The sequence below is a fragment of the Streptomyces sp. NPDC127106 genome, from assembly GCF_042677605.1.
Lineage (GTDB): Bacteria > Actinomycetota > Actinomycetes > Streptomycetales > Streptomycetaceae > Streptomyces.
Genome location: NZ_JBHXTC010000002.1, coordinates 367,334 through 390,598 on the forward strand (window position 1 = coordinate 367,334; position 23,265 = coordinate 390,598).

A 23,265-nucleotide genomic window follows, 5' to 3' on the forward strand; every position below is an offset into this window, starting at 1 on the left:
CTCGCCGCGACCGCCTCCGCGGCGCGCGGGGCCCCCCCGGCCCCGCGCGCGGGCGCCCCCCCCACAGACCCCGCCGGCGCCCCCCCCCCCCGTCGATCGTCCTGCTGCCGGACCGTCAGGCGCGCGGCGCCGGGAAGGTCGGGTACTCGACGCCCGAGACGTGCTGGACGACGCGGATGACCTGGCAGGAGTAGCCGAACTCGTTGTCGTACCAGAGGTACAGGATCGCGTTGTCGCCGTCGACCTTGGTGGCGCCGGCGTCCACGATGGAAGCGTGGCGCGAGCCGACGAAGTCCATGGAGACGGCGTCGGGGGCGGTGGTGAAGTCGATCTGGCGCTTCAGCGGCGAGTGCAGCGAGACGTTGCGGAGGTAGTCGAGGACCTCCTCGCGGGTGGTCTCGCGGCCCAGGCGCAGGCTGAGGATGGCGATCGAGACGTCCGGGACGGGGACGCGGATCGAACTGCCGGTGATCGGGGCCTTGAGGTCCGGCAGCGCCTTGGCGACGGCGGAGGCGGCACCGGTCTCGGTGATCACCATGTTGAGCGGCGCGGAGCGGCCGCGACGGTCGGCCTTGTGGTAGTTGTCCAGCAGGTTCTGGTCGTTGGTGAACGAGTGGACGGTCTCCACGTGGCCGCGCAGCACACCGTACTCGTCGTCCATGGCCTTCAGCGGCGGGACGATGGCGTTGGTGGTGCAGGAGGCGCAGGACAGGATGCGCTCGTCCGGCTTGATCATGTCCTGGTTGACGCCGTGGACGATGTTCGGGACGTCGCCCTTGCCCGGGGCGGTCAGGACGACCTTGTCGATGCCGGGGCGCAGGTGCTTGGAGAGGCCCTCGCGGTCGCGCCACTTGCCGGTGTTGTCGATGAGGATGGCGTCCTTGATGCCGTACGCCGTGTAGTCGACCTCGGAGGGGTCGTTGGCGTAGATCACGCGGATCGCGTTGCCGTTGGCGACGATCGTGCTGTTCGCCTCGTCGACGGTGATCGTGCCCTGGAACTGGCCGTGGATGGAGTCGCGGCGCAGCAGCGAGGCGCGCTTGACCAGGTCGGCCTCGCCACCCCCGCGGACGACGATGGCGCGCAGGCGCAGGCCGTTGCCGGAGCCGGCCTTCTCGATCAGGAGACGGGCGACGAGGCGGCCGATGCGGCCGAAGCCGTAGAGGACGACGTCGCGGCCGGTGGAGCGCTCCAGCTTGTTCTCACCGGTGGCGCCGGCGACGGCCTCGGCGGTGAAGTCGGCCACCGACAGACCGCGGTCGTCGGTCTTGTAGGTCGCGGCGAGCATGCCGATGTCGATCTGCGACGGGCCGAGATCGAGGGTGGTGAGAGCCTGCAGGAACGGCATCGTCTCGGTGACCGAGAGCTCCTCGCCGTCGATCTGCCGGGCGAACCGGTGGGTCTTCAGGATGCTGACCACCGACTTGTTCACCAGGGAGCGGCTGTGCAGCAGGATCGTGACATCCCGCTCGCGGTGCAGCTTCCCGATGATCGGGATCATCGACTCCGCGATCTCCTCGCGGTGGTTCCAGTTGGTGAACGAGTCGTCGTTGACAGTCACAGGCTTATCTTTCGAGCTAGGCGGCGCTCATATGCTAACCCCCTCATAGTTTGATCATTCAAGAGGTACCCCTGTGGGAATCGACCACCCGGCGGTACGAGTGCACCCGGCGGGCCGATTGCCCCGCTATGTCCGCCTGGAACGCGACTTTCATCCGGTTTGTTCGCGAGCACTGATTCCGCGGTGCGGCGGAGGCCCCGCTCGGTCCGTGGAACGCCGCAGGCAGTCCAGAGCCGCGACGGCGCCTCCCGCCGGCCGCCGTCGACGGTCAGGGGCCCGTGGCAGCGGCTCCGCGCGGGGCTGTCGGCCCGGGGCGGTGGAGCAGGGCCCGGAGGCCGGGCCGCTGCCGGACGCCCCCGAGGGCGGCGACGGCGGCCCACGAGACGGGCCGGGGCGTGGGGCCGAGGAGGGCCTCGGCGGAGAGGCGGCCGGGGCCGGTGAGGGAGGGGCGAAGGCGAGGAGTGCGGGGCGGACACGGCGAGGAGCGGCCCGAGGGCGCCCGACACCGTGCCGACCCCGTGCGCGACGGTCAGGCCGTACGCGGGGCCGACGGCGGAGCGGGCACCGCGACGCACGGCACAGCCACAGCGCCCGCCCGCGGCCGGGCCACGCTCGCCGTCAGCACGGCGAACAGGAGACCCCGTTGCGGTCCTAGCCGGCGTGCACGGCGGACTCGGGCTGCTCGGCGAGGACGGCTGCGATGCCGTTGGCCAGGCAGGGGATGCGGTCCGCCGGGATGCCGGCGATGTTGATGCGGCCCGCGGTGGTGCCGTAGATGGCGAAGCCGTTGCGCAGGCGGAGCATCTGGTGCGGGCTCAGCGGAAGCATCGAGAACATGCCCTTCTGCCGCGCCAACGACGCGGCCCGGTCGGCCCAGCCGAGCGACGCCAGCTGCCGGGCCAGACCGCTGCGGTTGGCCTCGATGCGGCCGCGCATCTCGTCCAGCTCGGCCCGCCACAGGGCCCGCAGCCCGTCGTCCTCCAGGACCGTCGCGACCACCGCGGCCCCGTGCTCCGGGGGCATGGAGTACAGGGTCCGGGCCGCGTTCTGCAGGGCCGTCTCCACGTGGCGCAGCGACTGCCGGGAGGAGCCGATGACGATCGCGCAGCCGGTGCGGTCGGCGTAGAGCCCGAAGTTCTTCGAGCAGCTGATGGCGACGAGCATCTCCGGCACCCGCTCCGCGAGCATCCGGGTGGCCGCCAGGTCCGCCTCCAGGCCGTCGCCCAGCCCGTGGTACGCCAGGTCCACGAACGGCACCCACCCGACCTGCACGGCCAGGTCGGCAAGGGCCTGCCAGGTTTCGGGGGTCGGGTCGACGCCGGTGGGGTTGTGGCAGCAGCCCTGGAGCAGCACGACGTCGTCGCGGCGGGCCTGCCCCAGGTCCCGCAGCAGGCCCTCGGTGTCGGGCCGGCCCTCCGCGTCGAGCCAGGCGTAGGTGCGCACGGTCAGCCCCGCGGCCTCCAGGATGGGCCGGTGGTTCACGTAGGCGGGGTCGCTGATCCACACCGTCGTGCCGGGCCGGGTCCGGCAGACCAGGTCGGCCAGCAGGCGCAGCGCACCGCTGCCCGCGACGGTCTGGACGGCGACGGCCCGCTCGGCGGCGCCGCCCTCGCCCAGCACCATGGACAGCATCGCGTGGTTGAAGGCCAGGTTGCCGGAGAGCCCGCGGTACTCCTTGGAGAAGGAACGTTCCGCCAGCCGTATCTCGGCCTCTCGCACCGCCGCCATGACCGGGGTCCCCCCGGTGTCGTCGCGGTAGACGCCGAGGACGAGGTTCAGGCGCTCGGGCCGGACGTCGGCGCCGTACGCCTCGGTCAGGTCCCACAGCGGGTCGACGGGCGGCGGGAGGAGGAGCTCAAGCATCTGCGGGAACCTCGGACGGGGATCGGCGGGTCGGGGGGCTGGGGTCAGCGGGCGGAGACGGGGTGGGGCAGGGTGCGGGGCCGCCGGTTGGCGAGGAAGACCCCCGCGGCGATGAGCGGCACTCCGAGGAGCACGGCGAGCGTCGGCGATTCGCCGAGCAGCGGAACGGCGAGCAGGACCACGAGGACCGGGCTGAGGCTCCCGACGGCGGAGCTGCGCTCCGCGCCCAGCCGGCGGATGGCGAAGGCGTACAGCAGGCCTGCGCACAGCCCGACCCCCAGCCCCTGCACGACCAGGAACAAGGCGATGTCGGAGCCCGCAGCGGACGGCAGGCCGCTGGGCAGCACCCCGGTCAGCACCAGCAGGGCCATCACCACGAACGAGGGCAGGCAGAGCAGGCCGATCGAGCCGACCGGGTCGAGCTCCACCTCCTTCAGCCCGACGGTGTACAGCGCCCACAGCCCACTGGCGGCGAGCAGGATGCCGGCTCCGGCCAGGACCGAGCCGTTCACGGGGAACACGTGGCGCCAGACGAGGGCGATCACACCGGCCGCGATCAGCGCGAGCCCGGCCGCCTGGGTGCCGCGGGGGGCACCGCGCCCGCCGGCGATCATGAGCGCGGCGACGAACAGCGGGACCATGCCGGGCACGATCGAGCCGACGAACGCGGCCGAGGTCAGGGAGCCGCCGTACATCGCGGCCAGGAAGAACGGCACTCCCGCCCCGCAGGCGATCTTGAGCGCGGCGGCCGGGCGCACCGCGGCGAGCGCCCGCCGCCGGCGCCACAGGGCGGGGGCCAGGACGACGAGCGGGACGCCGAAGCGCAGCAGCGCGGCGTCAGCGGGCAGCAGGGAGGAACTGCTCAGGGCCCGCGCGCTCAGCGCGAAGGCGGCCCAGATCAGCACGGTCAGGACCAGCGCGATCATGCCCTGCCCCTGCGGGGAGAGCCCGCGGAGGCCCGCGGTGCGCTCTCGCGGGGCTGCGGCTGCCGGCGCGGGCACGGCGGGCACGGTCTTCACGGCGACCACGGTCATGTCCTCCAGATCCAGGGGCCGGATCCGGCCACATGGCAACGCTAGAGCTTTTGCCGGGGCAGCCGATTGCCAGTTCTGCCGCTCAGGAATAGCTTGGGGGCAGAATCTGCCAAGGAGTGACCATGGACGCAGTCGATCTGCAGATCATCCGCGAGTTGCAGGCAGACGGCCGCCTGTCCAACCAGGAGCTCGCCGACCGGGTCCGGCTGTCGCCTTCGCCCTGCTTGCGCCGGGTGAGGAGGCTGGAGGAGGCCGGTCTGATCCGCGGCTACACGGCCATGGTCGACCAGGTCGCGTACGGCCTGCCGATCACCGTGTTCGTCCGGATACGGCTGGAACGCCACACCGCGGAGGCCGTGCGCGTCTTCGAGGAGCACGTCGCCGTCATCGAGCACATCCAGGACTGCTACCTGATGGCCGGCAGCAGCGACTACCTGCTGAGGGTCGTCATCGAGAGCCTGGAGGCGTACGAGGCCCTCGTCCGCCACCGGATCCACGCCATCCCGGGCATCGCCTCGATCGAGTCGAGCTTCGCCTTCGGCAGCGTCAAGCAGTCCAGGGTCTACCCCGCCCCGAAGTGAGGTGGCTGCGCGGGCGGCGGCGGCGCCTGCGGCGGCAGCAGCTCGATCGGGGAGCGCAGGCGCCGGCCCAGGGGCAGCGCCAGCCGCCCCTGCCGGGTGGCGACCGGGATCCCCCGGACGGCGAGCTTCGCCTCGATGTCGCACTGCCCGCTGTGCAGCTCGGTCAGCCGCGCGCTCTCGACGGCCGCGACCAGGGCGCGGAGGTGGAAGACGACGGTCAGCTCCACCTCCACCGTGCTGACCGGGGCGCCGTCCACCAGCACCTCGACGCTGGGGCGGTGGGTGGAGGTGATGCTGTGCGTGGCCAGTGCGACCAGTTCCGGGGCCTCCGGGGACAGCCGGGTCCGGTGGGCGGCGGCCCGCAGCTCGGAGTGCTTGGCCCAGCCGTGGGCCAGCAGCGAGAACAGGTCGAGGTCGAGGAAGCCGTTGACGACGCGGGCGAGCTCGGACTCCACGGCCCGGTCCGCCGCACCCGTGAGGCCCTGCCGGTCGGGCAGCGTGCCGGCGGCGGCGTGGTGGTCGTGCAGGGTGCCGGCGATGGTCTCGACGGACTCCTCGGACTGCTGCCCGAGCAGGAACACCCGCACGGTGAGGGGCGCGACGTCGGGCGCGGGGGCGGCGGTCATGTGTCGTCCTCCTTCTCCAGCACGGTCTGCTCGCCGGGATCCGGGTGCGGCTCCAGCCGGATCGTGTGCGAGCCGGCCGCGTCGTCCTCGTCGGCGAGTTCGGCCAGGGAGGTCACCGCCGGGGCGGGCCGCAGCCGGGTGCTGACGTGGCCCCCCACCCGACGCGGGCTGCGGCGGCGGTGGTACAGCCGCGAGACTCCGAAGGCACCGATCAGGGCGACGCCGACGAGGCCCGTGCCGACGACCAGGCCGACGGGCACGACCCCCTCCGCGTTGGGCGGGCCGTCCGACGACGTCGGGTCGGGCGACGGGCGGCCGTCTGTGGGCGTGGGCCCGTCCGTCCCCTCGATGGTGAAGGTGGGCGTCAGGGCGGATTCCGGTGTCGGCTCCGTGGGGGGTGGCAGCGGAGGCGGGGTGTCCGTCACCCGGAACGGGGCCTCGTCAGCCACGCCCGGATCCGACTGGCACTCGGCCCGCACCGTGTAGTCGCCCTCGGGCACGTCCGCCGCCAGGACGAGCTCCATGGTGAACCCTCCGTCGCCTGAGGCCTTGACCGGTTGTCCTGTGGATCCGCGGTCCCACAACACGTTCACCAAACGACAGTTGAACCCGGAACCGGTCACGATGACGGGATCCCCGCCTGCCGGCCCCGCGGTGGGAGTGAGCACCACGTCCGGTGTCTCAGGCGGTTCGACGGTCGGTCCGGCTGTACGGCTCGGCTCGGGGGACTTGCCCGGCTCGGCAGACTCGGACGGCTCGGGGGAGTCGCTCGGCTCGACAGACTCGGACGGCTCGGGGGACTCGGACGGCTCGACAGACTCGCTCGGCTCGACAGACTCGGACGGCTCCACAGACTCGCTCGGCTCGACAGACTCGGACGGCTCCACAGACTCGCTCGGCTCGACAGACTCGGACGGCTCGGGGGACTCGGACGGCTCCGCAGACTCAGACGGCTCCACAGACTCAGACGGCTCGGCAGACTCGCTCGGCTCGGGGGACTTGGGGGGCTCGACCGTGAACGGTGCCTCGGCGTAGATCAACTCGTATCCGACGCAGCTGGCCCGCACCTTGTGGTCGTCGCCCGGGGCGGCGTCGGCCGGCACCTTGATACCGGCCGTGAACGTGCCCCGCTCCGGGTCCACCGTGGCCGGCTTCACTCCGTCCAGCCGGTTGCCGTTCCACGTCAGCCGGACCTTGCCGCTGCCGTTGACGGTGCAGTAGTCGAAACCCGAACCGGTGACCCGGACAGGGGTGTCCGCGGGACCGGCGGTCCGGTCCAGGGCCAGGGCGGGCACGGGAGTTGGTTTCACGTTGAACCGAGCCGTCGCCGTGAGGGAGGGTTTGGCCGTGCACGTGGCCGTCACGCTGTACTCGCCGGCAGAGGCGTCCGACGGCGCCGTGACGTCGGTCTCGAACTCGCCCGTGTCCAAGTCGGCCGTGATGACGCTGGGACCGCCGCCGCCCGGGGCGATGCGGACCTCGACCACCGCCGCCCTGTACTGCGTCGGCTGCGGCGCCGGCGCCGGCGTCTGCGTCTTGTACACGTCTCCCACGGCGCCCTGCACAGGGCTGCGGCAGTCCTCGAACCCGTAGCCGCGAACCCCCACCCGGCTGCCGGGCGGACCCGTGGTCGGGTCCAGCTCGATCCGTGCCGTCGCCCGGGCCGGGAGCACTGTCGCGGCGGGCACCGCGGGGACGGCGGTACCGCCCCACGCGACCGCCGCGCAGGCCAGCACCGCGGCCCATGACCGGATGGCCCGCAAGGTGAAGGGGAACATGACTCTCCGACACCCATTGTCCCCCGCAGGGCCGCGCCCGTCGCCTCCAGGCAAGCGCCGCACCAACCGGACTCGAGGGCTCGGGCAGGCGCGGGAAGATCCCGTGCGGAAGGGCGGCGACCGTGCGCGGTGGGACGTGCAGGCGCTGCCCCCCTCCTTGTTCGTCAGCCCCGGGCGGCGTACCGGCCGATCCACAGCTCTCGACCCGTCAGCGTTTCCGGGCCCGCTCTCCGGGGGCATGCACCGGAAGTCCGGCCGCACGCAGTTCCCGGGCGCGCTGCATCCACGCGCACGGCTCGGGCCTCCTCGTCGGGGGCTGCGGGGCCGGGGAGATGTCCTGCATCCGCGCAGCCCGGCAGGGCGGGCACGGGCCGCGGCCAAGGGCAGGCCATGCAGGAAGTCCAGGCAGCAGGTGGACTTGACGGCGGTCGCCGTCCACAGCAGCAGCCAGCCCGGCCGGCCGACCGACCGACTGCTCCGGGCTCATGTGCGCGGCGAACCCGCGCAGTTCGCCACGACTGCGTGCGCCGTGCACGCCGTCTGCTGCCTGGCGTTCTGATGGTCAACGGCCCTGGCCTTGTGCCGACGCCTGGGCAAAGACCGGCAGGGTCCGCCCACGCCCCTTCGCCCCGGACCGGCCCGGGTGGTGGCCGGGGTTGCGCTCCGGCGTCCGACGGGACGTCTCCGCAGGCCCGGCGGGGGCCGGTGGGACCTGATTCACCATCAGGTCAGTTGTCCCGGACTCTTGACTCTCCCGGCGGCAGTGGCGATCCTCGTCGCAAAATCGCGCGGGACATGACAATCACCGGCCTCGGGCGGTCTGCGTCCTCGACCGCGCCCTCCGCCTCCCGATGACGTGAGTGGTGATGACCATGACCCGACTACCACCCGGCCGCAGCAGGCCCCGCGCGGTCCTCGCGATCCTCCTCGCCGGCCTGTTGGCCGTGGCCCTCGGCCCGGTGTCCGGCGCCTCGGCCGAACCCGCTGCCGGTGCCGCCGACGCCGCAGGCGCCGCCAGTGCCCCGGCCGAGACCGGCTGGTGGGTCCCGACGGCCCGGCCCGGCCCCGACTCCCAGATCAACGTCACCGGCGAGCCCTTCAAGGGCACCGACGCCCAGGGCCGGGTCCGCGGCTTCGTCGACGCCCACGACCACATCATGTCCAACGAAGGCTTCGGCGGCCGGCTCATCTGCGGCAAGCCGTTCTCGGAGCAGGGCATCGCCGACGCGCTCAAGGACTGCCCCGAGCACTACCCCGACGGCACCCTCGCGATCTTCGACTTCATCACCAAGGGCGGCGACGGCAAGCACGACCCCAACGGCTGGCCGACGTTCAAGGACTGGCCCGCCCACGACTCGCTCACCCACCAGCAGAACTACTACGCGTGGATCGAGCGGGCCTGGCGCGGCGGCCAGCGGGTCCTCGTCAACGACCTCGTCACCAACGGGGTGATCTGCTCGGTCTACTTCTTCAAGGACCGCGGCTGCGACGAGATGACCGCCATCCGCCTGGAGGCGCAGAAGACGTACGACATGCAGGCCTACATCGACCGGATGTACGGCGGCCCCGGAAAGGGCTGGTTCCGGATCGTCACCGACTCCGCGCAGGCCCGCGACGTCATCCAGCAGGGCAAGCTGGCCGTCATCCTCGGGGTGGAGACCTCCGAGCCGTTCGGCTGCAAGCAGATCCTGGACATCGCCCAGTGCAGCCGGGAGGACATCGACCGCGGCCTGGACGAGCTGCACCGGATCGGCGTGCGCAGCATGTTCCTGTGCCACAAGTTCGACAACGCGCTCTGCGGGGTGCGCTTCGACGAGGGCGCCCTCGGCACCGCGATCAACGTGGGCCAGTTCCTCTCCACGGGAACCTTCTGGAAGACCGAGCAGTGCACCGGCCCGCAGCACGACAACCCGATCGGGCTGGCCGCCGCTCCGGCCGCGCAGAAGGAGCTTCCGGCGGGCGTGGCCGTGCCCTCGTACTCCTCCGACGCACGGTGCAACACCCGCGGGCTCACCGAACTCGGTGAGTACGCCCTGCGCGGGATGATGAAGCGCAAGATGATGCTCGAGATCGACCACATGAGCGTCAAGGCCGCGGGCCGCGCCCTGGACGTCCTGGAGTCCGACTCGTACCCGGGCGTGATCTCCTCGCACAGCTGGATGGACCAGGGCTGGCTGGAGCGCCTGTACAAGCTCGGCGGCTTCGCCACCGCCTACATGGGCGGTGCCGAGGGCTTCAGCGCGGAGGCCAAGCGCAATGCCGCGCTGCGCGACAAGTACGGCGTGGGCTACGGCTTCGGCACCGACATGAACGGCGTCGGCGGCTGGCCGGGCCCCCGCGGGGCCGACGCCCCGAACCCGGTCCGCTACCCGTACCGCAGCACCGACGGCGGCTCGGTCATCGACCGCCAGACCACCGGGCAGCGCACCTGGGACTTCAACACCGACGGCGCCGCGCACTACGGCATGGTCCCCGACTGGATCGAGGACATCCGGAACGTCGGCGGCCAGGAGGTGGTGGACGACCTCTTCCAGGGCGCCGAGTCCTACCTGCGCACCTGGGGGGCGTCCGAGAAGCACAAGGCCGGCGTGAACCTGGCCGCGGGCGCGGCCTCCTCGGCCAGCTCCACCGAGTGGAACCCGTTCGTCAGCTACGCGGCCGGGCGGGCCGTGGACGGCGACCGCGGATCGCGCTGGGCGAGCGGCTGGAGCGACGGTCAGTGGCTGCGCATCGACCTCGGCTCCCCGCAACTCGTCAAGCGGGTCACCCTCGAGTGGGAGCGGGCGTACGGCCGGTCCTACCGCATCGAGGTGTCCTCCGACGACGCGAACTGGCAGACGGTCTGGTCCACGACCGCGGGGGACGGCGGCCTGGACACCGCGCAGTTCGCCGGGGTGCCGGCCCGCTACGTACGGATCCACGGCGTCGGCCGCGGCACCCAGTGGGGCTACTCCCTCTACGAGGTCGGCGTCTTCAGCAGCTGACGGCGCCGTCCGGCGGAGGCACCCCGCTCCCCCGGGCCGGGGCCGGCCGGATCCGCAACCGATCCGGCCGGCCCCGGCCGCCTGCGCAACCGCGCACACCTCCTGCGGAAGGAGACGTACCACCCATGCCACGGATGCCGTTGGCCGAGCGGCGCCGGCAGCTCACCGAGGCCGCGATCCGCGCGATGGCCCGCGACGGCGTCGCCCGGACGACGACCCGCTCCATCGCCGCCGAGGCCGGCGTGTCGCTGAGCGTCTTCCACTACTGCTTCGACTCCAAGCAGGCCCTGCTGGAATCGGTCATCGAGACGATCACCGACCACTACCTCGGGGTGGTGAAGGACGCGATCCGGCCGCGCGCCACCCTCCACGAGACGGTACGGGCCGGGTTCCGGGCCTACTGGGACCACGTCCGCGCCAGTCCGGCCGAGCACATGCTCACGTACGAGCTCACCCAGTACGCCCTGCGCCAGCCCGGGTTCGAGCACCTCGCGCGGCGCCAGCACGAGCTGTACTGCGCGGCGTACGCCGACCTGATCGGGCGGGTCAGCGGCGGGCCGGGCTTCGAACTGAGCGTCCCGGTCCCCGTGCTGGCCCGCTACCTGGCGGCGATGACGGACGGACTCACCCTCAACTTCCTGGTCCTCGGCGACGACCGCGCCGCGGCGGAGATCCTCGACATGGTGACCGAGCACGTCTCCGGGCTGGTCCGGGCCGGGGATCCGGCGGAGGCGGTACGCACCCCCACCGGCTGACCGGCGGGGGTCGGGGACGGACCGCTGGCCAGTACCGCGTGGGGACACGTTCTGGCGCATGCGCACGGGTGTCCGCACGCTGACGGCCTCCAGCCCGAGGAGGACTCCGCGGCCTCCCGCGGCCCGTGCGTGCCGCTCCGCTCAGTACGGCCTGGGCGACATCACCAGCGGCTGGGCGGCGTCGGGCGCTTCCAGGACGCAGCGGGGGACGCCGGGGCCCGGTGTGGCCCGTACGACCACCGGCGTCGGCGGCACGGTCGGCAGCTCCACGTGGACGAAGACGGGCCGGTCACCGTGGGTGGTGGCGTGACCGGTCTCCTTGCCGTCGACGAGGACCTCCACCTCCACCCGGTGGCCGGTTTCGATGGTCGCGCTGACGGAATGCCCGGCATGGTCGATGTGGAAGTGATGGCGTCGTCTCATGGGGTCGCCTCCGGGCCGGACACACGGGCACATCACCCCCTGTTCCAGGGTAGTCGCGGGCGGTGCGGCCCGCAGCGGACGGTTTGGATTGCCACTCGATCCTCAATACGATCCGGCGATGATCACAAGAAAATGGGTGGCGGCCGGGGCGTCCGGCCTGCTCGCCGCGCTCGCGGTCGGGCTGTTCCCGGCGAGCGCGGCGGCCGGCGAACCCGTGGGGAAGGATTCGCCCAAGGTCGAGCTGGTGCTGGACGTCAGCGGCTCGATGCGCGCGACGGACATCGACGGCACGTCCCGTATGGCTGCGGCCAAGCAGGCCTTCAACGAGGTCCTGGACGCCACGCCGGACGAGGTGCAGCTGGGGATACGCACGCTCGGAGCGACCTACCCGGGCGACGACCGGCAGGTCGGCTGCAAGGACACCAAGCAGCTCTACCCCGTGGGCAAGCTGAACCGGACCGAGGCCAAGACGGCCGTGGCGACCCTCGCCCCCACGGGCTGGACCCCGATCGGCCCGGCACTGCTGGGCGCGGCCGAGGACCTCAAGGGCGGGAACGCCACCCGGCGGATCGTGCTGATCACGGACGGGGAGGACACCTGCGCCCCGCTCGACCCGTGCGAGGTGGCGCGTGACATCGCCGCCCAGGGCATCCACCTGGTCATCGACACGCTGGGCCTGGTCCCCGACGCCAAGACCCGCGACCAGCTGGTCTGCATCGCGGAGGCCACGGGAGGCACCTACACCTCGGTGCAGCACACCGCCGAACTCTCCGGCCGCGTCAAGCAGCTCGTGGACCGGGCGGCGGCCCCCGTCGTCACCCCGGTGGCGACCGAGGGCGCCAAGCAGTGCCAGGGCGCCCCGAAGCTGGGCGCGGGCCTGTACACCGACCGCGAGGCCTTCGGCGAGCACCGCTGGTACCAGGTGGACGTCAAGCCCGGCCAGGAGCTGCGCGCCTCGGTGAGCCTCGGCGTCGACCGCGCCGTCAACAACGACTACGGCGTGCTGCTGCGGGCGACGACCATCCACGGCCGCGAGATCGTGCGCGGCTCGGAGGCGGGCGACGGCCGCACCGACGTGATCTCGACGGGGCTGCGCTACCCGAAGGCCGAGTCCGACGGGGACGAGGACGGGGGCACGGCCGGTGACGGCAAGCCGGCCGTGGAGACCGTCTGCCTCCAGGTCAGCAACTCCTTCTCGGCGCCCGCCAACGTCAAGACGACCCCGGGCATGCCGGTGGAGCTGACCGTCGACGTGGTGGACGGCCCCGACGACGCCGCCGACGCGGCCTCGTTCGGGCTCGGCCGCGGCTGGTGGCTGCTCGGCGTCCTCGTGCTCGCGGGTCTCGTCGCGGGCCTGGTGTGGGGCTGGCTCTCCCGCTGGCGCGTCTCGGTCTGGAGGACCAACTGATGCGAACCGTACGGATGGTGACCGCCGCGGTGCTGGCCGCCGGCGGTGTCCTGGCCGCGGCCGTCGCGGCCTCGGCCGACACCCCCACGGCGAGTGCGAGCGCGAGCCCGAGCGGGGCCGCCGCCGGCCCGACGGAGGCCGGCACGGCCTTCCGCACGGCCACGCCGGTCAAGCCGGGCCAACTCGCCACGGCCGAGGCGTCCACGGGTGACTACCTGTACTGGGTGCTGCCGCTGGACTCCGGGCAGCGGGCCACGGTCCGGGCGACGGTGAAGCTGCCCGAGGCGGCGTCCCGCCACGCGGCGTCGACCTGGCGCCTCGACGTGTACGACGGCCTGCGCCGCCGGCAGCCGTGCACGTACGCCGCGCAGGCCGCGGCGGCGGCCAAGGAGGCCGCGGCGGTCGAGTTGTCCTGCACGCTGCGCACGGTCCGCCCGGGCGCCGAGGCATGGGCCAACGACCCGCTGCCGGGCAGCTACTACGTGCGCCTGACCGCGGTGGACCTGGCCCAGGAGGACCTCGGCCGGAAGGTGCGGGCCGAAATGCGTGCCGACGTGAGCGACACCGGGGGTGCGTTCGCCTCGGACGGCGCGGTGGCCGAGCCGCTCGTGCCCGGCATCACGGCCCGCGCCGCGGCGGTCGAGGCGGCTAAGAAGGAGGGGAAGCAGCCGCCGGCCGCCGTCGGCGAACCGGAGGGCGGCTGGTCGAGCGGCCGCTGGTCCGACCGCTGGATCTGGACTGCGGCGGGCGGCGTGCTCGCCGCCCTGGCGGGTGTCTTCGGCCACTCCCTCACCCGCGGCCGGGGCCGCCCGCAGCAGGTCCCGCCCCGCGGCTGACCCGCGGGCGACCCGACCCCCGTCCCCCGCCCCGGTCGGCGGCTCCCCGGCACCGTGCCGCGGACCGCCGCCCGGGGCGGGTGTGTTGTCGCTCCTAGACCGCGGCCGGCGGCGGGAGGGGGTGGCCGTCGTCGTCGGTGGCGTCGGCCTGGGTGGAGAACCGGGACAGGAAGACGTCGTAGAGGCCGTCGCCGCGGCGGGTCATCGTGGCGCCGTCCTGCCAGATGCCGTTCTCCTCCCACCACTGGCTGCCGTACGGATCGCCCTGGTTCTGGTGGACGTTGTGCATGCCGAGCCCCGTGTCGAAGGGCTCTCCGAAGACGAGGACCGGCCGGCCGGGCACGAGGATCGGCTCCAGTGCGGCCGAAGCCTCCAGGTGGCTGCCCGCGGTCCACGGGCGGGCCGGGCTGATCCGCTCCCGGATCCGCTGGATCCAGGCCGGCGGGCGCGGCAGGAAGAGGCAGCCCGGGTGGTCCGCGAGGGCCGGGTGGCGCAGGTAGTCGACGGCCCCCGACCCGGAGGCGCGGGCCAGGTCGTGGTAGCCCGGGGCGGGCGCGTCCACGGGTTCCAGCACCGAGGGGTGCAGGGTGAGCACCTTCCACTCGACGCCGACCGCGGACTTCTTGCTGTCCACGTCGACGGCGACCTTGTAGCGGCCGGCGGGCGCGTCGACCTCCAGGTTCACGTGGAACCAGCGGCCCTGGTCGTCGGGCCGGTCGCGGAAGTGGCGGTGCAGGGTCCCCGACAGCACGCCGTAGTTCTCGAAGGGCATGCTGACAGTGAACCACCCGCCGGTGCCGCGCGCGGACGGTGCGGGCGTGCCGGTCGCCCCCGCCCGCGCCGCCCGCGCCCTGCGGTCAGTTCCCGTCGCGGACGGCGACGATGCCGTTGAAGACCCCGACGTACGCGGTGCCGTCGGGGCCGAGGGTGATCGGGGCCCAGTTGTTGTCGTACAGCGGTCCCGTGCCGGTGAGCTGCCGCCAGCGGCGCTCCCCGGTGCGGAAGTCCACCGCGGTCAGGTACCAGGCGTCGATGCCCCAGGCGTGGGGCTCCTTCTCGTAGAAGTACAGCAGCCCGTTCCCGGTCGAGAGCTTCGGGACGACGGAGGGCGCGCGGACCGGGCTCTGCCACACGGTGTCGCATCCGCTGCCGTCCGCGCGGACGTCGATCCGGCTGACGCCGCCGACGACGGACCGGCCCAGCAGCAGGCTGGTGGGGTTCTCGTAGCCGTAGTTGTTCTCGACGACGATGCTGTTGCCCCAGGTGATCAGGGAGTTGTCGGTGGTGGAGGCGCCGGACCCGAAGACCGGGACCTTGCAGACGAGCCGCCGGTCGGCGGGCACGTCGGCGCCGCGGCGGAAGACGAGGACGTTCATCCGGTCGTCGGCGTTGTCGGTGATCGCGACGTAGCCGTCGCCGAAGAGGTCCGGGGTGGTGCCCGAGCCCTGGTTCACGGAGCCGGGCTTGGTGCCCGTACCGCGGTCGTAGGTCTGGCGCCACTGCACCTCGGGGGTGCCGTCGGGGGCGGCCCGAAAGCTGTACAGGGCGTGGTCGCTGACGATGGACACGCCGTCCTCGGCGACGGAGAAGGAGTTCTGGATCTCCTCGCCGTCGAGCCTGATGTGGCGGACGGTCCCCGTTGCCGGATCCACGGTGCCGACCCGGCCCTGCCGGGTGACCCACCAGATGCGGCCGTCCCAGTCGGGCATCACGGAGGTGACGGGGTCGCAGGTGCCGCTGGGCCGCAGGTTGGTCCAGCCGGCGCAGTCGTGCGGGACGACACCGGTGAGGTCCCAGTCGTTCTCGACGGTGAACTTCCAGCTGCCGTCGGGGTCCTGCGCGTGGGCGAGCCGCAGGACGTGCTGGCGGGAGTCGGCGAGCACGGCCCGGTCCTGGTCGTCCAGGTAGAAGTAGGCGCCGCCCGAGGTGTCCTTGAAGATCTTCGAGAAGTCGAGGGTGGTGATCGCCTCGACGGTCGAGGACCGCTGCGGGAGCCGGTGTTCGGCGAGGGTGGCGAGCGTACGGGGCTCCAGCAGCTTCACCCGGAAGCCGGAGAAGGTGCCGCACACCGTCACCAGCCGGCCGCCCGTGTCGAAGGTGGCGGTGGCGCACTCGCCGCCGAGGGCGGCGATCCGCTCGCTGGTCACCTGCGGGTTCCGGCCGAGCGGGCCGGACCAGGGGGAGGTGGCGCTGCCGGCCGCGTCGGAGTGCATGCCGCTGCGGCCGTTGGGCGCGAGGTGGGGGTGCTGGGGCGGGGCCTGGCCGGGCAGTGGGGCGGCGGGGGCCGGGTTGCCCTCGTACTTCTCGACCAGCCGGTGGCCGGGGGCCTTGGGTATCTCCTCGGCCTGCGCCGGGGCGGCCCCGTACAGGACGGTCGCGGCGATCAGGGCCGGGACCGCGGCGCAGTGCAGCGCTCTTCGCATCATCCGGGCTTCCTCCGTTCTTCTCGGTCGTGTTGACAATGCGTCTGATGTCGCGCCGCCGCCCGACGCTAGAGCGCCCGGCCCGAGGAGTCCATGGAGGGACGGGATGATTCACGTAGGCGCAACAGTCGCCGGCAGGGCCGCGCCGGGGGTCACGGATCGATGCCGGAGACCACCTGGGCGGTGGCCGTCAGTCCTTCGTGGATGGTCGCCGCCACGCTGCTGCTCGCGAGCTGGAAGCCGAGCAGGACGCAGATGAGGGCGTGCGAGAACTTGAGCCCGCCGCTGCGCATGAAGATCCATGCCAGGACGAGGAGCAGGACTGCCACGGAGAGCGAGATCACCATCAGAACCTCCTTGTGTGCGGCGCCATGGTGGCGCAGGAGGGCGTGCGGCCGGGCGAAACGCGTGTCCGCCGTCCGGGTGTTGACCGTCCGTGACGGCCGGTCGGTGCTTGACGATCTCGTTGCAGCTCGCCGGTGCCGACCTGGTGGGGGCACTGGTCCGGCAGGCCCCCGACCGGTCGGGCTCCGGGGGCGGGACGGGGGTGGGGGCCGCGCCAGAGGGGATCGGAGGGGTGGCCAACCGGCACAAGGCGCGTGCGGCAGCCCCCGGACCGCCTGCCGCACGGGTCTTGCCCGGCCGGCCGCCCCCGTGCCATATATGTCTAGACCTTTACCAGAACACGAGGAAGCGGAAGCCGAGGAAGGCCCCGTGCGACCCCCCGCCCCCCTGCCCGCCCTCGGCCTGGCCGCCGCCTGCGCCGCCTTCGGGCTCACCGCCTGCGCCGCCGCCGACACCACACCCCCGGCCGCCCCCGCCGGGATCACCGCCCAGGCCGGCAGCGCCACCTCCGTACACGTGATGTGGCAGGCGGCTCCCGCCGCCGAGGGGGTCACGAACTACCAGGTCTTCGAGGGCGGCCGACTGGTGCGCGAACTCCCGGCGGACCGGACCATGGTGGACATCACCGGCCTCACCCCGCAGACCGCGTACGCCTTCACGGTCCGGGCCCGCGACGCCGCCGGGAACTCCTCCGCCCCCAGCGCCCGGGCCGCGGCCACCACCCCGGCCGCCCGGGCCGAGGACCGCGAGCCCCCCGCCGCCCCGGCCCGCACCACGGCCCGGGCCGAAGGTCCCCGCTCGGCCGTGGTCACCTGGTCCGCCGCCTCCGACGACACGGGCGTGACCGCGTACGACGTCTACCAGGGCGGCGTCCGGATCCACACCGCCGGCCCCGCCGAGACCGCCACCACCCTCACCGGCCTCCAGCCGGACACCGCCTACAACTTCACCGTCCGGGCCCGCGACGGCGCGGACAACTCCTCGCCGGACGGCCCGGCGGTCGAGGTCACCACCGCACCCGCGCCCGGCCGCGGCCCCGGTACCGCACCCGCGGACTTCACGGCCGCCGCCTCCCCCGGCGGCGTCACCCTCGCCTGGACCGCCCCCGACACGGGCCGCCCGCCCACGGAGTACGAGCTCCACGTCAACGGAAGGCCCGTCACCGTCATCCAATTCGGTGCCGGTGCCGTGTCCGGCGGCCGCGCCGAGCACCGGCTCACCGTGGCCGAACCGCCCGGCACGGTCTGGGAGCTGAAGCTGCGCGCCCGCCTGCCCGACGGCCATTGGGGGGCGTTCTCGGCGCAGCGGCGCATCGTACTGGCCGGGTGAGAACGGAGGCACCCGTACCGGTGACGTGACAGCGATACGGACGGAACGGCACGTCGAGTAAGGAAGATCACGCACAATACATCCGTGTTCGGAGAGTACTCGTTCAACAACAGACGGGCGGATTCCGCGGACGGCGATCCCGGTCCAGCGGGAAACCAGGCACCGGGCAGACTGCCGCCGGAACCAGCCGGCTTCATCGGCCGGGCGGACGAACTCGCCGGGCTCCACTGCCTCTTGCGCACGCACAGGCTGATCACCCTCACCGGCGTGGGCGGCGTGGGAAAGTCCCGCCTCGCCCTGCGCGCCGTCACCGACGCCGAACAGTCCCGGCCCGACGGGGTGTGGTGGGTGGACCTCTCACCGCTGCGCGATCCTTCCCTGCTCACCATGACCGTCGCCCACGCCGTCGGGCTGGCGGACCACTCGGCGCGCCCGCTCGACGAGGAGCTGTGCGCGTGGATGGCCGACCGGGAACTCCTCCTCGTCCTGGACACCTGCGAGCACATGGTGGCCGAGTGCCGCCACCTCGTCGGCGAACTCCTGCAGTCCGCACCGGGCCTGACGGTCCTGGTCACCTCCCGGGAACCCCTCGCCAGCCCCTGCGAGCAGGTCGTGGAGATCTGCCCGCTGCCCTGCGAGGGTCCCGACAGCGACGCCCTCGCCCTGTTCCGGGCCGCCGCCCTCGCCGCGACCCCGGACGCCGCGGCCGCCTTCGCCGACCCCGGCCGGGCCGCCCTCGCCGCCCAGGTGTGCCGGCGCCTCGACGGGATCCCGCTCGCCCTGGAACTCGCCGGGGCGCGGCTGCGCACGTGGACGCTGGAGCAGACGGCGCAGCGCCTCGGCGCGCGGTTCGACGTCCTCTCCGACAACCGGACGTCCACGCTGATGCCGCGCCACCGCACGATGCGCACCGCGATCGGCTGGAGCCACGAGCTGTGCGAGCCGGTGGAGCGGCTGCTGTGGGCCCGGCTGTCCGTCTTCACCGGCGACTTCGACGTGGCCGCGGCCCGGACGGTGTGCTCGGGCGGCCCGCTGTCGGCGGCCCGCGTGGAGCGGGTGCTGGCCGGGCTGGTGGCCAAGTCCGTGGTCCGGCGGACGCAGGAGCGGGGCGCGGGCGCCCGCTACCGGATGCTGGACACGATCCGCGAGTACGGCCACGACTGGCTGGCCGAGCTCGGCGAGGTGGACACGGTCGCCGACCGGCACGCGCACTGGTACGCGGCGCTCAGCCGGGCCGCGGACCGCGGCTGGATGGGCCCGCGCCAGGTGGACTGGTACCGCAGGATGACCATCGAGCACGCGCAGCTGCGCACGGCCCTGGAGCACTTGCTCGGCACCGACCCGGGGGCCGCGCTGGAGACGGCGGGGGCCCTGTGGTTCTTCTGGTTCTCCTGCGGGCACGTGCACGAGGGCCGGGGCTTCCTGGAACGGGCCCTGCGGGCCGCGCCGCAGCAGGAGCCCGGGTACGCCCAGGGGGTGTGGGCGCTCGGGCTGACCGCCGTCCTCCAGGGGGACATGGACACTGCCCGCGTGCGCGGCGAGGAGTGCGCCCGGCTCGCGGAGCGGCTCGCGGACCCGGAGGCCCGGCTGCGGGCCGCCCACCTGCTCGCGGTGTCCGTGATGCTGCCGGGGGACCCCGCGCGGGCGCTGGAGCTGGCGGGTCCCCGGGCGCGGGCCCGGACCGGGGGGCGGGAGGACGGCGCCGGCCTGCTGCTGTGCCGGCTCGTGACCTCCTACGCCCTGTGCGACCTCCAGCGGTACGAGGAGGCGGCCGAGGAGGCCCGGGGGCTGCGCGAGGCGTGCGCGGACCTGGACGAGCGGTGGCTGCGGGCGTACGCGGACTACGTGCTGGCCGTCGCGGCCCTCGGGCTGGGGCATCACGAGGAGGCGTCCCGGCACGTGCGGGCCATGCTGTCGGGGAAACGGCTGCTCGGCGACCGCATCGGCATCGCGCTCGGCCTGGACCTGCTCGCGGCGGCGGTCGCGGCGCTGGGCGACGGGGAGCTGGCGGCCCGGCTGCTGGGGACGGGGCACGCCTGGTGGCGCACGGTGGGGCAGCCCCAGATGGGCTCACCCTCGCTGACGGCCGTGCGGGAGCTGGGCGAGCGGCAGGCCCGCGCGGCGATCGGCGACGCGGCCTTCGAAAGCGCCTTCCGGGGCGGCGCGGCGGCGCCCACCGGCTGACCGGCAGCCGGTGGGCCGCGGATTTCCTGTGCTGCTGTCGTGGGCTCCCGTCAGTACGGGAGGGTTCTGCCCGACGGTGTGCGCAGGTCCAGGTCTCGGGGTGCGGGCTTGGGGACGGGCTTGCGGATCAGCTGTTGGCGCATGCGGCCTCCTCGCTCAGACCAGGGCCGGGCGGCGGGGTTCCACCACGCGGCCGTCGGGGAGCAGTTCGCCGGTGTCGTCGAAGAGCACCAGGCCGTTGCAGAGCAGGCTCCAGCCCTGTTCGGGATGGGAGGCCACAATGCGGGCGGCGTCGTGGTCCGGACTGTCGGCGGACGGGCAGGGGGGCTGGTGGGAGCACATGGCGCACCTCCTCGCTGTGTGGCGCGGGAGGGCCGGTGGTCACCCGGTCGATTCCGCGATCCACGGTGGCCGTGAGTATTACTGATCGCCACCCTCGGACGGAACCCATATCGGCGGTCCAGTTCAGGGTGTGTATGCCCGGCTACCATGCGCTCATGCCCGGTATCCGGATCATTCACCGTACGTGTCTGCCGGCGGCGGAGGCGTGGCAGCGGCTCACGGACTGGGAACGGCACGGCGCACAGGTCCCGCTGACCCGGACGATCATGGAGACGGCGCCGCCCACGCACGTCGGAACCCGCTTCACGGCCCGGACGGGAGTGGGCAGGATCACGTTCGACGACCCGATGGAGGTCGTGGTGTGGCAGCCCCCCGCCGGGGCGGGGGCGGGACGGGCCCGACTGGTCAAGCACGGGCGCACGGTCCGGGGCTGGGCGGAGATCGAGGTCCGCCCGCTGGCCGCGGGCGGTGCGGAGGTCCGCTGGCGGGAGGAGCTGCGGGTGCGGGGGCTTGGCCGGGTGTTCGACCCGCTGGTCGCGGCGGCGGGCAGGCTGCTGTTCGCACGGGCGGTGAACCGCCTGCTGCGTACCTGACATTCCGGGCTAGGGTTCCGTGATCACCGACCCCGTGTCACCGCCGGACCGAGGAGAATCCCGTGGCCACTCCGCCCCCGCAGCACGGCGCAGGCCCGTACCCGCCGTACGGCCCGCAGCAGGGCTCCCCCTTCGGCCCGCCCGCCGGGCCGGGCCCGCACACGCCGCCCGCCCCCGGCCCGTACGCGGTGCCGCAGCAGCCGGGCCCCTACGCCGCTCCGCAGCCGCAGGCGGGCCCGTACGCCGTCCCCCACCCGGGGCAGCAGGCGGCCCACGACTGCCGGCTCTGCGGATCGGTGCCCGCCGCCCCCGGCACGGTGCGCGGGCACCAGGGCATGCTCGTCCTGATGCGGTTCCTGCGGACGGAGGGCCCGCTCTGCCGCGACTGCGGGCTCGCCACCTACCGGCGGATGCAGTCGGACACCCTGTGGCAGGGCTGGTGGGGGCCGCTGTCGCTGTTCATCACACCCGTCACGTTGCTGATGAACCTCGGCCCCCGGGCTGCCTACTACCGGCTGGCTTCCCCGTCCGGGGCCATCCTGCGTCCGCTCGACCCGGGCCGGCCCCTGTGGCGGCGCCCGCCGGCGCTCCTGCTGATCGTCGCGGCCGTGCTGGTCTCCTTCGCGCTGCCGACCCTGGTGGTGGTCGGCATCCTGGCCGGGGGCGGCGACGACAAGCCGGCGCCGCTGATCGTCGGCAGCTGCGTCCGCAACGAAGGAGACCTGAAGAACCAGAAGCTGCTGGTCACGGACTGCGGCTCGGCCAACGCCGAGTACCGCGTCAGCAAGCAGCCCACGGGGGACGAACAGTGCGGCCCCCGGGACTACCTCGCCAAGCCGGAGTACAGCGCCGACGGCACCTCGCTCCACTGCCTGACGCCCCTGCGCTAGCGGATCGGCATCCCGGAGAGGGTGCGGGCGATCACCAGCCGCTGGATCTCGCTCGTCCCTTCGAAGATCGTGTAGATGGCCGCGTCGCGGTGCATGCGCTCCACCGGGTACTCGCGGGTGAAGCCGTTGCCGCCGAGGATCTGGACGGCCTGCGCGGTGACCTTCTTGGCCACCTCGCTCGCGAACAGCTTCGACATCGACCCCTCGGCCGAGGTGAACGGCCTGCCCGCGACGGCCATCCAGGAGGCGCGCCACACCAGCAGCCGGGCCGCGTCGATCTGGGTGCGCATGTCGGCGAGCTGGAAGGCGACGCCCTGGTTGTCGATGATCGGGCGGCCGAACTGGGTGCGGGTCCGCGCGTAGTCGAGGGCCACCTCGTACGCGGCGCGGGCGGTGCCCACCGCCATCGCGCCGACCGCCGGGCGGGAGGCCTCGAAGGTGGCCATGGCCGCGTTCTTCAAGCGGTCGCCGTCCACCGCCTTCGCCTTCTCGCGGGCCCGGGCGAGGCGCTCGTCCAGCTTCTCCTTGCCGCCGAGCAGGCAGGACCCGGGGATCCGCACGTCCTCCAGGACCACCTCGGCGGTGTGCGAGGCGCGGATGCCGTGCTTCTTGAACTTCTGGCCCTGGGAGAGGCCGGGGGTGTTCGGCGGGATGATGAAGGAGGCGTGGCCCTTGGTGCCGAGCTCCGGGTCGACGACGGCGACGACGATGTGGACGTTCGCGATGCCGCCGTTGGTCGCCCAGGTCTTGGTGCCGTTCAGGACCCACTCGTCCGCGGCCTGGTCGTAGACGGCCCGGGTGCGCATCGAGCCGACGTCGGAGCCGGCGTCCGGCTCGGAGGAGCAGAAGGCCGCGACCTTCACGTCGTCCGGGGTGCCGTACATCTGCGGGATCCAGGTGCCGATCTGCTCCTCGGTGCCGTTGGCGAGGACGCCGATGGCGGCGAGGCCGGTGCCCACGATCGACAGGGCGATGCCCGCGTCGCCCCAGAACAGCTCCTCCATCGCCATGGGGACACCGAGGCCGGTCGGGTCGAAGTACTGCTGGGCGTAGAAGTCGAGGGAGTAGATGCCGACCTTGGCGGCCTCCTGGATGACGGGCCACGGGGTCTCTTCGCGCTCGTCCCACTCCGCGGCCGCGGGCCGGATGACGTTGGCGGCGAAGCCGTGGATCCAGTCACGCACCTGCTTCTGGTCGTCGTTGAGCTCCATGGTGAACTCCGCCATGTCCCCTCCAACTGTGCATCCACCAGTGCGTTACTGGCGGTAACCTCGACGGTGGCGACAGTCTGTTACCGGCGAGTAGCGACT

21 protein-coding genes are annotated in these 23,265 nt (G+C 73.2%); 10 read left to right on the forward strand and 11 right to left on the reverse strand.

Annotated elements, in window-relative coordinates; all coding sequences use genetic code 11:
* Positions 1-115: 115 nt before the first annotated feature.
* The 3 genes from ACFVGY_RS04340 to ACFVGY_RS04350 form a co-directional block, all read right to left on the reverse strand.
* Positions 116-1,561 (reverse strand): glyceraldehyde-3-phosphate dehydrogenase, encoded by a 1,446-nt coding sequence (locus ACFVGY_RS04340; RefSeq protein ID WP_385670716.1) that lies wholly within the window; start codon positions 1,559-1,561, stop codon positions 116-118.
* A gap of 651 nt (positions 1,562-2,212) precedes the next feature.
* Positions 2,213-3,424, reverse strand: a complete 1,212-nt coding sequence (locus ACFVGY_RS04345) for an aromatic amino acid transaminase (protein ID WP_385670718.1) — start codon at positions 3,422-3,424, stop codon at positions 2,213-2,215.
* 44 nt (positions 3,425-3,468) lie between these two features.
* On the reverse strand, positions 3,469-4,458 hold the full coding sequence (locus ACFVGY_RS04350; RefSeq protein ID WP_385670720.1) for an EamA family transporter: 990 nt from the start codon (positions 4,456-4,458) through the stop codon (positions 3,469-3,471).
* 122 nt (positions 4,459-4,580) lie between these two features.
* Here ACFVGY_RS04350 and ACFVGY_RS04355 point away from each other — a divergent pair, with 122 nt between their 5' ends.
* Positions 4,581-5,039 carry an Lrp/AsnC family transcriptional regulator gene (locus tag ACFVGY_RS04355; protein WP_360633737.1) on the forward strand — a complete coding sequence of 153 codons (459 nt, stop codon included), beginning with the start codon at positions 4,581-4,583 and terminating at the stop codon, positions 5,037-5,039.
* On the opposite strand, the gene ACFVGY_RS04360 is transcribed toward ACFVGY_RS04355, so the two are convergent.
* Positions 5,021-5,665 (reverse strand): hypothetical protein, encoded by a 645-nt coding sequence (locus ACFVGY_RS04360; RefSeq protein WP_385670722.1) that lies wholly within the window; start codon positions 5,663-5,665, stop codon positions 5,021-5,023. The genes ACFVGY_RS04355 and ACFVGY_RS04360 overlap by 19 nt on opposite strands.
* The gene (locus tag ACFVGY_RS04365) at positions 5,662-7,443 is read right to left on the reverse strand and encodes a hypothetical protein (protein ID WP_385670725.1); all 1,782 of its coding nucleotides are present in this window, start codon (positions 7,441-7,443) and stop codon (positions 5,662-5,664) included. Before ACFVGY_RS04365 ends, ACFVGY_RS04360 begins: the two co-directional genes overlap by 4 nt.
* Positions 7,444-7,855: 412 nt before the next feature.
* On the opposite strand from ACFVGY_RS04365, the gene ACFVGY_RS04370 reads away from it, so the two are divergent.
* The 3 genes from ACFVGY_RS04370 (at position 7,856) to ACFVGY_RS04380 (ending at position 11,182) form a co-directional block, all read left to right on the forward strand.
* Complete coding sequence (locus ACFVGY_RS04370) at positions 7,856-8,002, forward strand: hypothetical protein (protein ID WP_385670728.1); 147 nt, start codon at positions 7,856-7,858, stop codon at positions 8,000-8,002.
* 313 nt (positions 8,003-8,315) lie between these two features.
* Positions 8,316-10,427: a discoidin domain-containing protein gene (locus ACFVGY_RS04375; protein WP_385670731.1), complete on the forward strand. Its 2,112-nt coding sequence runs from the start codon at positions 8,316-8,318 to the stop codon at positions 10,425-10,427.
* A 125-nt stretch (positions 10,428-10,552) separates the two neighbouring features.
* Entirely contained in the window at positions 10,553-11,182 is a 630-nt protein-coding gene (locus ACFVGY_RS04380; RefSeq protein WP_385670734.1) for a TetR/AcrR family transcriptional regulator, read from the forward strand.
* 141 nt (positions 11,183-11,323) lie between these two features.
* On the opposite strand, the gene ACFVGY_RS04385 is transcribed toward ACFVGY_RS04380, so the two are convergent.
* Positions 11,324-11,605, reverse strand: coding sequence for a hypothetical protein (locus ACFVGY_RS04385; RefSeq protein ID WP_360633720.1), 282 nt, complete (start codon positions 11,603-11,605; stop codon positions 11,324-11,326).
* Between the two features lie 118 nt (positions 11,606-11,723).
* Between ACFVGY_RS04385 and ACFVGY_RS04390 the strand changes: the two genes are divergently transcribed.
* Positions 11,724-13,013 carry a VWA domain-containing protein gene (locus tag ACFVGY_RS04390; protein ID WP_385670737.1) on the forward strand — a complete coding sequence of 430 codons (1,290 nt, stop codon included), beginning with the start codon at positions 11,724-11,726 and terminating at the stop codon, positions 13,011-13,013.
* Positions 13,013-13,849, forward strand: coding sequence for a hypothetical protein (locus tag ACFVGY_RS04395; RefSeq protein WP_385670740.1), 837 nt, complete (start codon positions 13,013-13,015; stop codon positions 13,847-13,849). Before ACFVGY_RS04390 ends, ACFVGY_RS04395 begins: the two co-directional genes overlap by 1 nt.
* A gap of 94 nt (positions 13,850-13,943) precedes the next feature.
* Here the strand turns inward: ACFVGY_RS04395 and ACFVGY_RS04400 are convergent, their stop codons facing one another.
* From ACFVGY_RS04400 to ACFVGY_RS04410, 3 genes are all read right to left on the reverse strand, one after another.
* Entirely contained in the window at positions 13,944-14,621 is a 678-nt protein-coding gene (locus ACFVGY_RS04400; RefSeq protein ID WP_385670743.1) for a DUF2278 family protein, read from the reverse strand.
* Between the two features lie 85 nt (positions 14,622-14,706).
* Entirely contained in the window at positions 14,707-16,275 is a 1,569-nt protein-coding gene (locus ACFVGY_RS04405; protein ID WP_385670746.1) for a hypothetical protein, read from the reverse strand.
* A 149-nt stretch (positions 16,276-16,424) separates the two neighbouring features.
* Positions 16,425-16,619: a hypothetical protein gene (locus ACFVGY_RS04410; RefSeq protein WP_385670749.1), complete on the reverse strand. Its 195-nt coding sequence runs from the start codon at positions 16,617-16,619 to the stop codon at positions 16,425-16,427.
* Between the two features lie 367 nt (positions 16,620-16,986).
* Between ACFVGY_RS04410 and ACFVGY_RS04415 the strand changes: the two genes are divergently transcribed.
* On the forward strand, positions 16,987-17,946 hold the full coding sequence (locus ACFVGY_RS04415; protein ID WP_385670752.1) for a fibronectin type III domain-containing protein: 960 nt from the start codon (positions 16,987-16,989) through the stop codon (positions 17,944-17,946).
* An 84-nt stretch (positions 17,947-18,030) separates the two neighbouring features.
* The gene (locus ACFVGY_RS04420; RefSeq protein WP_385670755.1) at positions 18,031-20,130 is read left to right on the forward strand and encodes an ATP-binding protein; all 2,100 of its coding nucleotides are present in this window, start codon (positions 18,031-18,033) and stop codon (positions 20,128-20,130) included.
* Between the two features lie 156 nt (positions 20,131-20,286).
* Here the strand turns inward: ACFVGY_RS04420 and ACFVGY_RS04425 are convergent, their stop codons facing one another.
* The gene (locus tag ACFVGY_RS04425) at positions 20,287-20,472 is read right to left on the reverse strand and encodes a DUF5999 family protein (RefSeq protein ID WP_385670758.1); all 186 of its coding nucleotides are present in this window, start codon (positions 20,470-20,472) and stop codon (positions 20,287-20,289) included.
* Between the two features lie 155 nt (positions 20,473-20,627).
* Here ACFVGY_RS04425 and ACFVGY_RS04430 point away from each other — a divergent pair, with 155 nt between their 5' ends.
* Both ACFVGY_RS04430 and ACFVGY_RS04435 read left to right on the forward strand, forming a co-directional pair.
* Positions 20,628-21,065, forward strand: coding sequence for an SRPBCC family protein (locus tag ACFVGY_RS04430; protein ID WP_385670761.1), 438 nt, complete (start codon positions 20,628-20,630; stop codon positions 21,063-21,065).
* 62 nt (positions 21,066-21,127) lie between these two features.
* Complete coding sequence (locus ACFVGY_RS04435) at positions 21,128-21,955, forward strand: hypothetical protein (protein WP_385670764.1); 828 nt, start codon at positions 21,128-21,130, stop codon at positions 21,953-21,955.
* Here the strand turns inward: ACFVGY_RS04435 and ACFVGY_RS04440 are convergent.
* On the reverse strand, positions 21,952-23,181 hold the full coding sequence (locus ACFVGY_RS04440) for an acyl-CoA dehydrogenase family protein (protein ID WP_385670767.1): 1,230 nt from the start codon (positions 23,179-23,181) through the stop codon (positions 21,952-21,954). The genes ACFVGY_RS04435 and ACFVGY_RS04440 overlap by 4 nt on opposite strands.
* Between the last annotated feature and the right edge of the window lie 84 nt (positions 23,182-23,265).

Coding starts and splice junctions, on each gene's coding strand:
- ACFVGY_RS04355 (WP_360633737.1), top strand. CDS start 4,581: ATGGACGCAGTCGATCTGCAGATCATCCGCGAGTTGCAGGCAGACGGC.
- ACFVGY_RS04390 (WP_385670737.1), top strand. CDS start 11,724: ATGATCACAAGAAAATGGGTGGCGGCCGGGGCGTCCGGCCTGCTCGCC.
- ACFVGY_RS04385 (WP_360633720.1), bottom strand. CDS start 11,605: ATGAGACGACGCCATCACTTCCACATCGACCATGCCGGGCATTCCGTC.
- ACFVGY_RS04425 (WP_385670758.1), bottom strand. CDS start 20,472: ATGTGCTCCCACCAGCCCCCCTGCCCGTCCGCCGACAGTCCGGACCAC.
- ACFVGY_RS04400 (WP_385670743.1), bottom strand. CDS start 14,621: ATGCCCTTCGAGAACTACGGCGTGCTGTCGGGGACCCTGCACCGCCAC.
- ACFVGY_RS04375 (WP_385670731.1), top strand. CDS start 8,316: ATGACCCGACTACCACCCGGCCGCAGCAGGCCCCGCGCGGTCCTCGCG.
- ACFVGY_RS04345 (WP_385670718.1), bottom strand. CDS start 3,424: ATGCTTGAGCTCCTCCTCCCGCCGCCCGTCGACCCGCTGTGGGACCTG.
- ACFVGY_RS04360 (WP_385670722.1), bottom strand. CDS start 5,665: ATGACCGCCGCCCCCGCGCCCGACGTCGCGCCCCTCACCGTGCGGGTG.
- ACFVGY_RS04380 (WP_385670734.1), top strand. CDS start 10,553: ATGCCACGGATGCCGTTGGCCGAGCGGCGCCGGCAGCTCACCGAGGCC.
- ACFVGY_RS04365 (WP_385670725.1), bottom strand. CDS start 7,443: ATGTTCCCCTTCACCTTGCGGGCCATCCGGTCATGGGCCGCGGTGCTG.
- ACFVGY_RS04350 (WP_385670720.1), bottom strand. CDS start 4,458: ATGACCGTGGTCGCCGTGAAGACCGTGCCCGCCGTGCCCGCGCCGGCA.
- ACFVGY_RS04440 (WP_385670767.1), bottom strand. CDS start 23,181: ATGGCGGAGTTCACCATGGAGCTCAACGACGACCAGAAGCAGGTGCGT.
- ACFVGY_RS04395 (WP_385670740.1), top strand. CDS start 13,013: ATGCGAACCGTACGGATGGTGACCGCCGCGGTGCTGGCCGCCGGCGGT.
- ACFVGY_RS04430 (WP_385670761.1), top strand. CDS start 20,628: ATGCCCGGTATCCGGATCATTCACCGTACGTGTCTGCCGGCGGCGGAG.
- ACFVGY_RS04410 (WP_385670749.1), bottom strand. CDS start 16,619: ATGGTGATCTCGCTCTCCGTGGCAGTCCTGCTCCTCGTCCTGGCATGG.
- ACFVGY_RS04405 (WP_385670746.1), bottom strand. CDS start 16,275: ATGATGCGAAGAGCGCTGCACTGCGCCGCGGTCCCGGCCCTGATCGCC.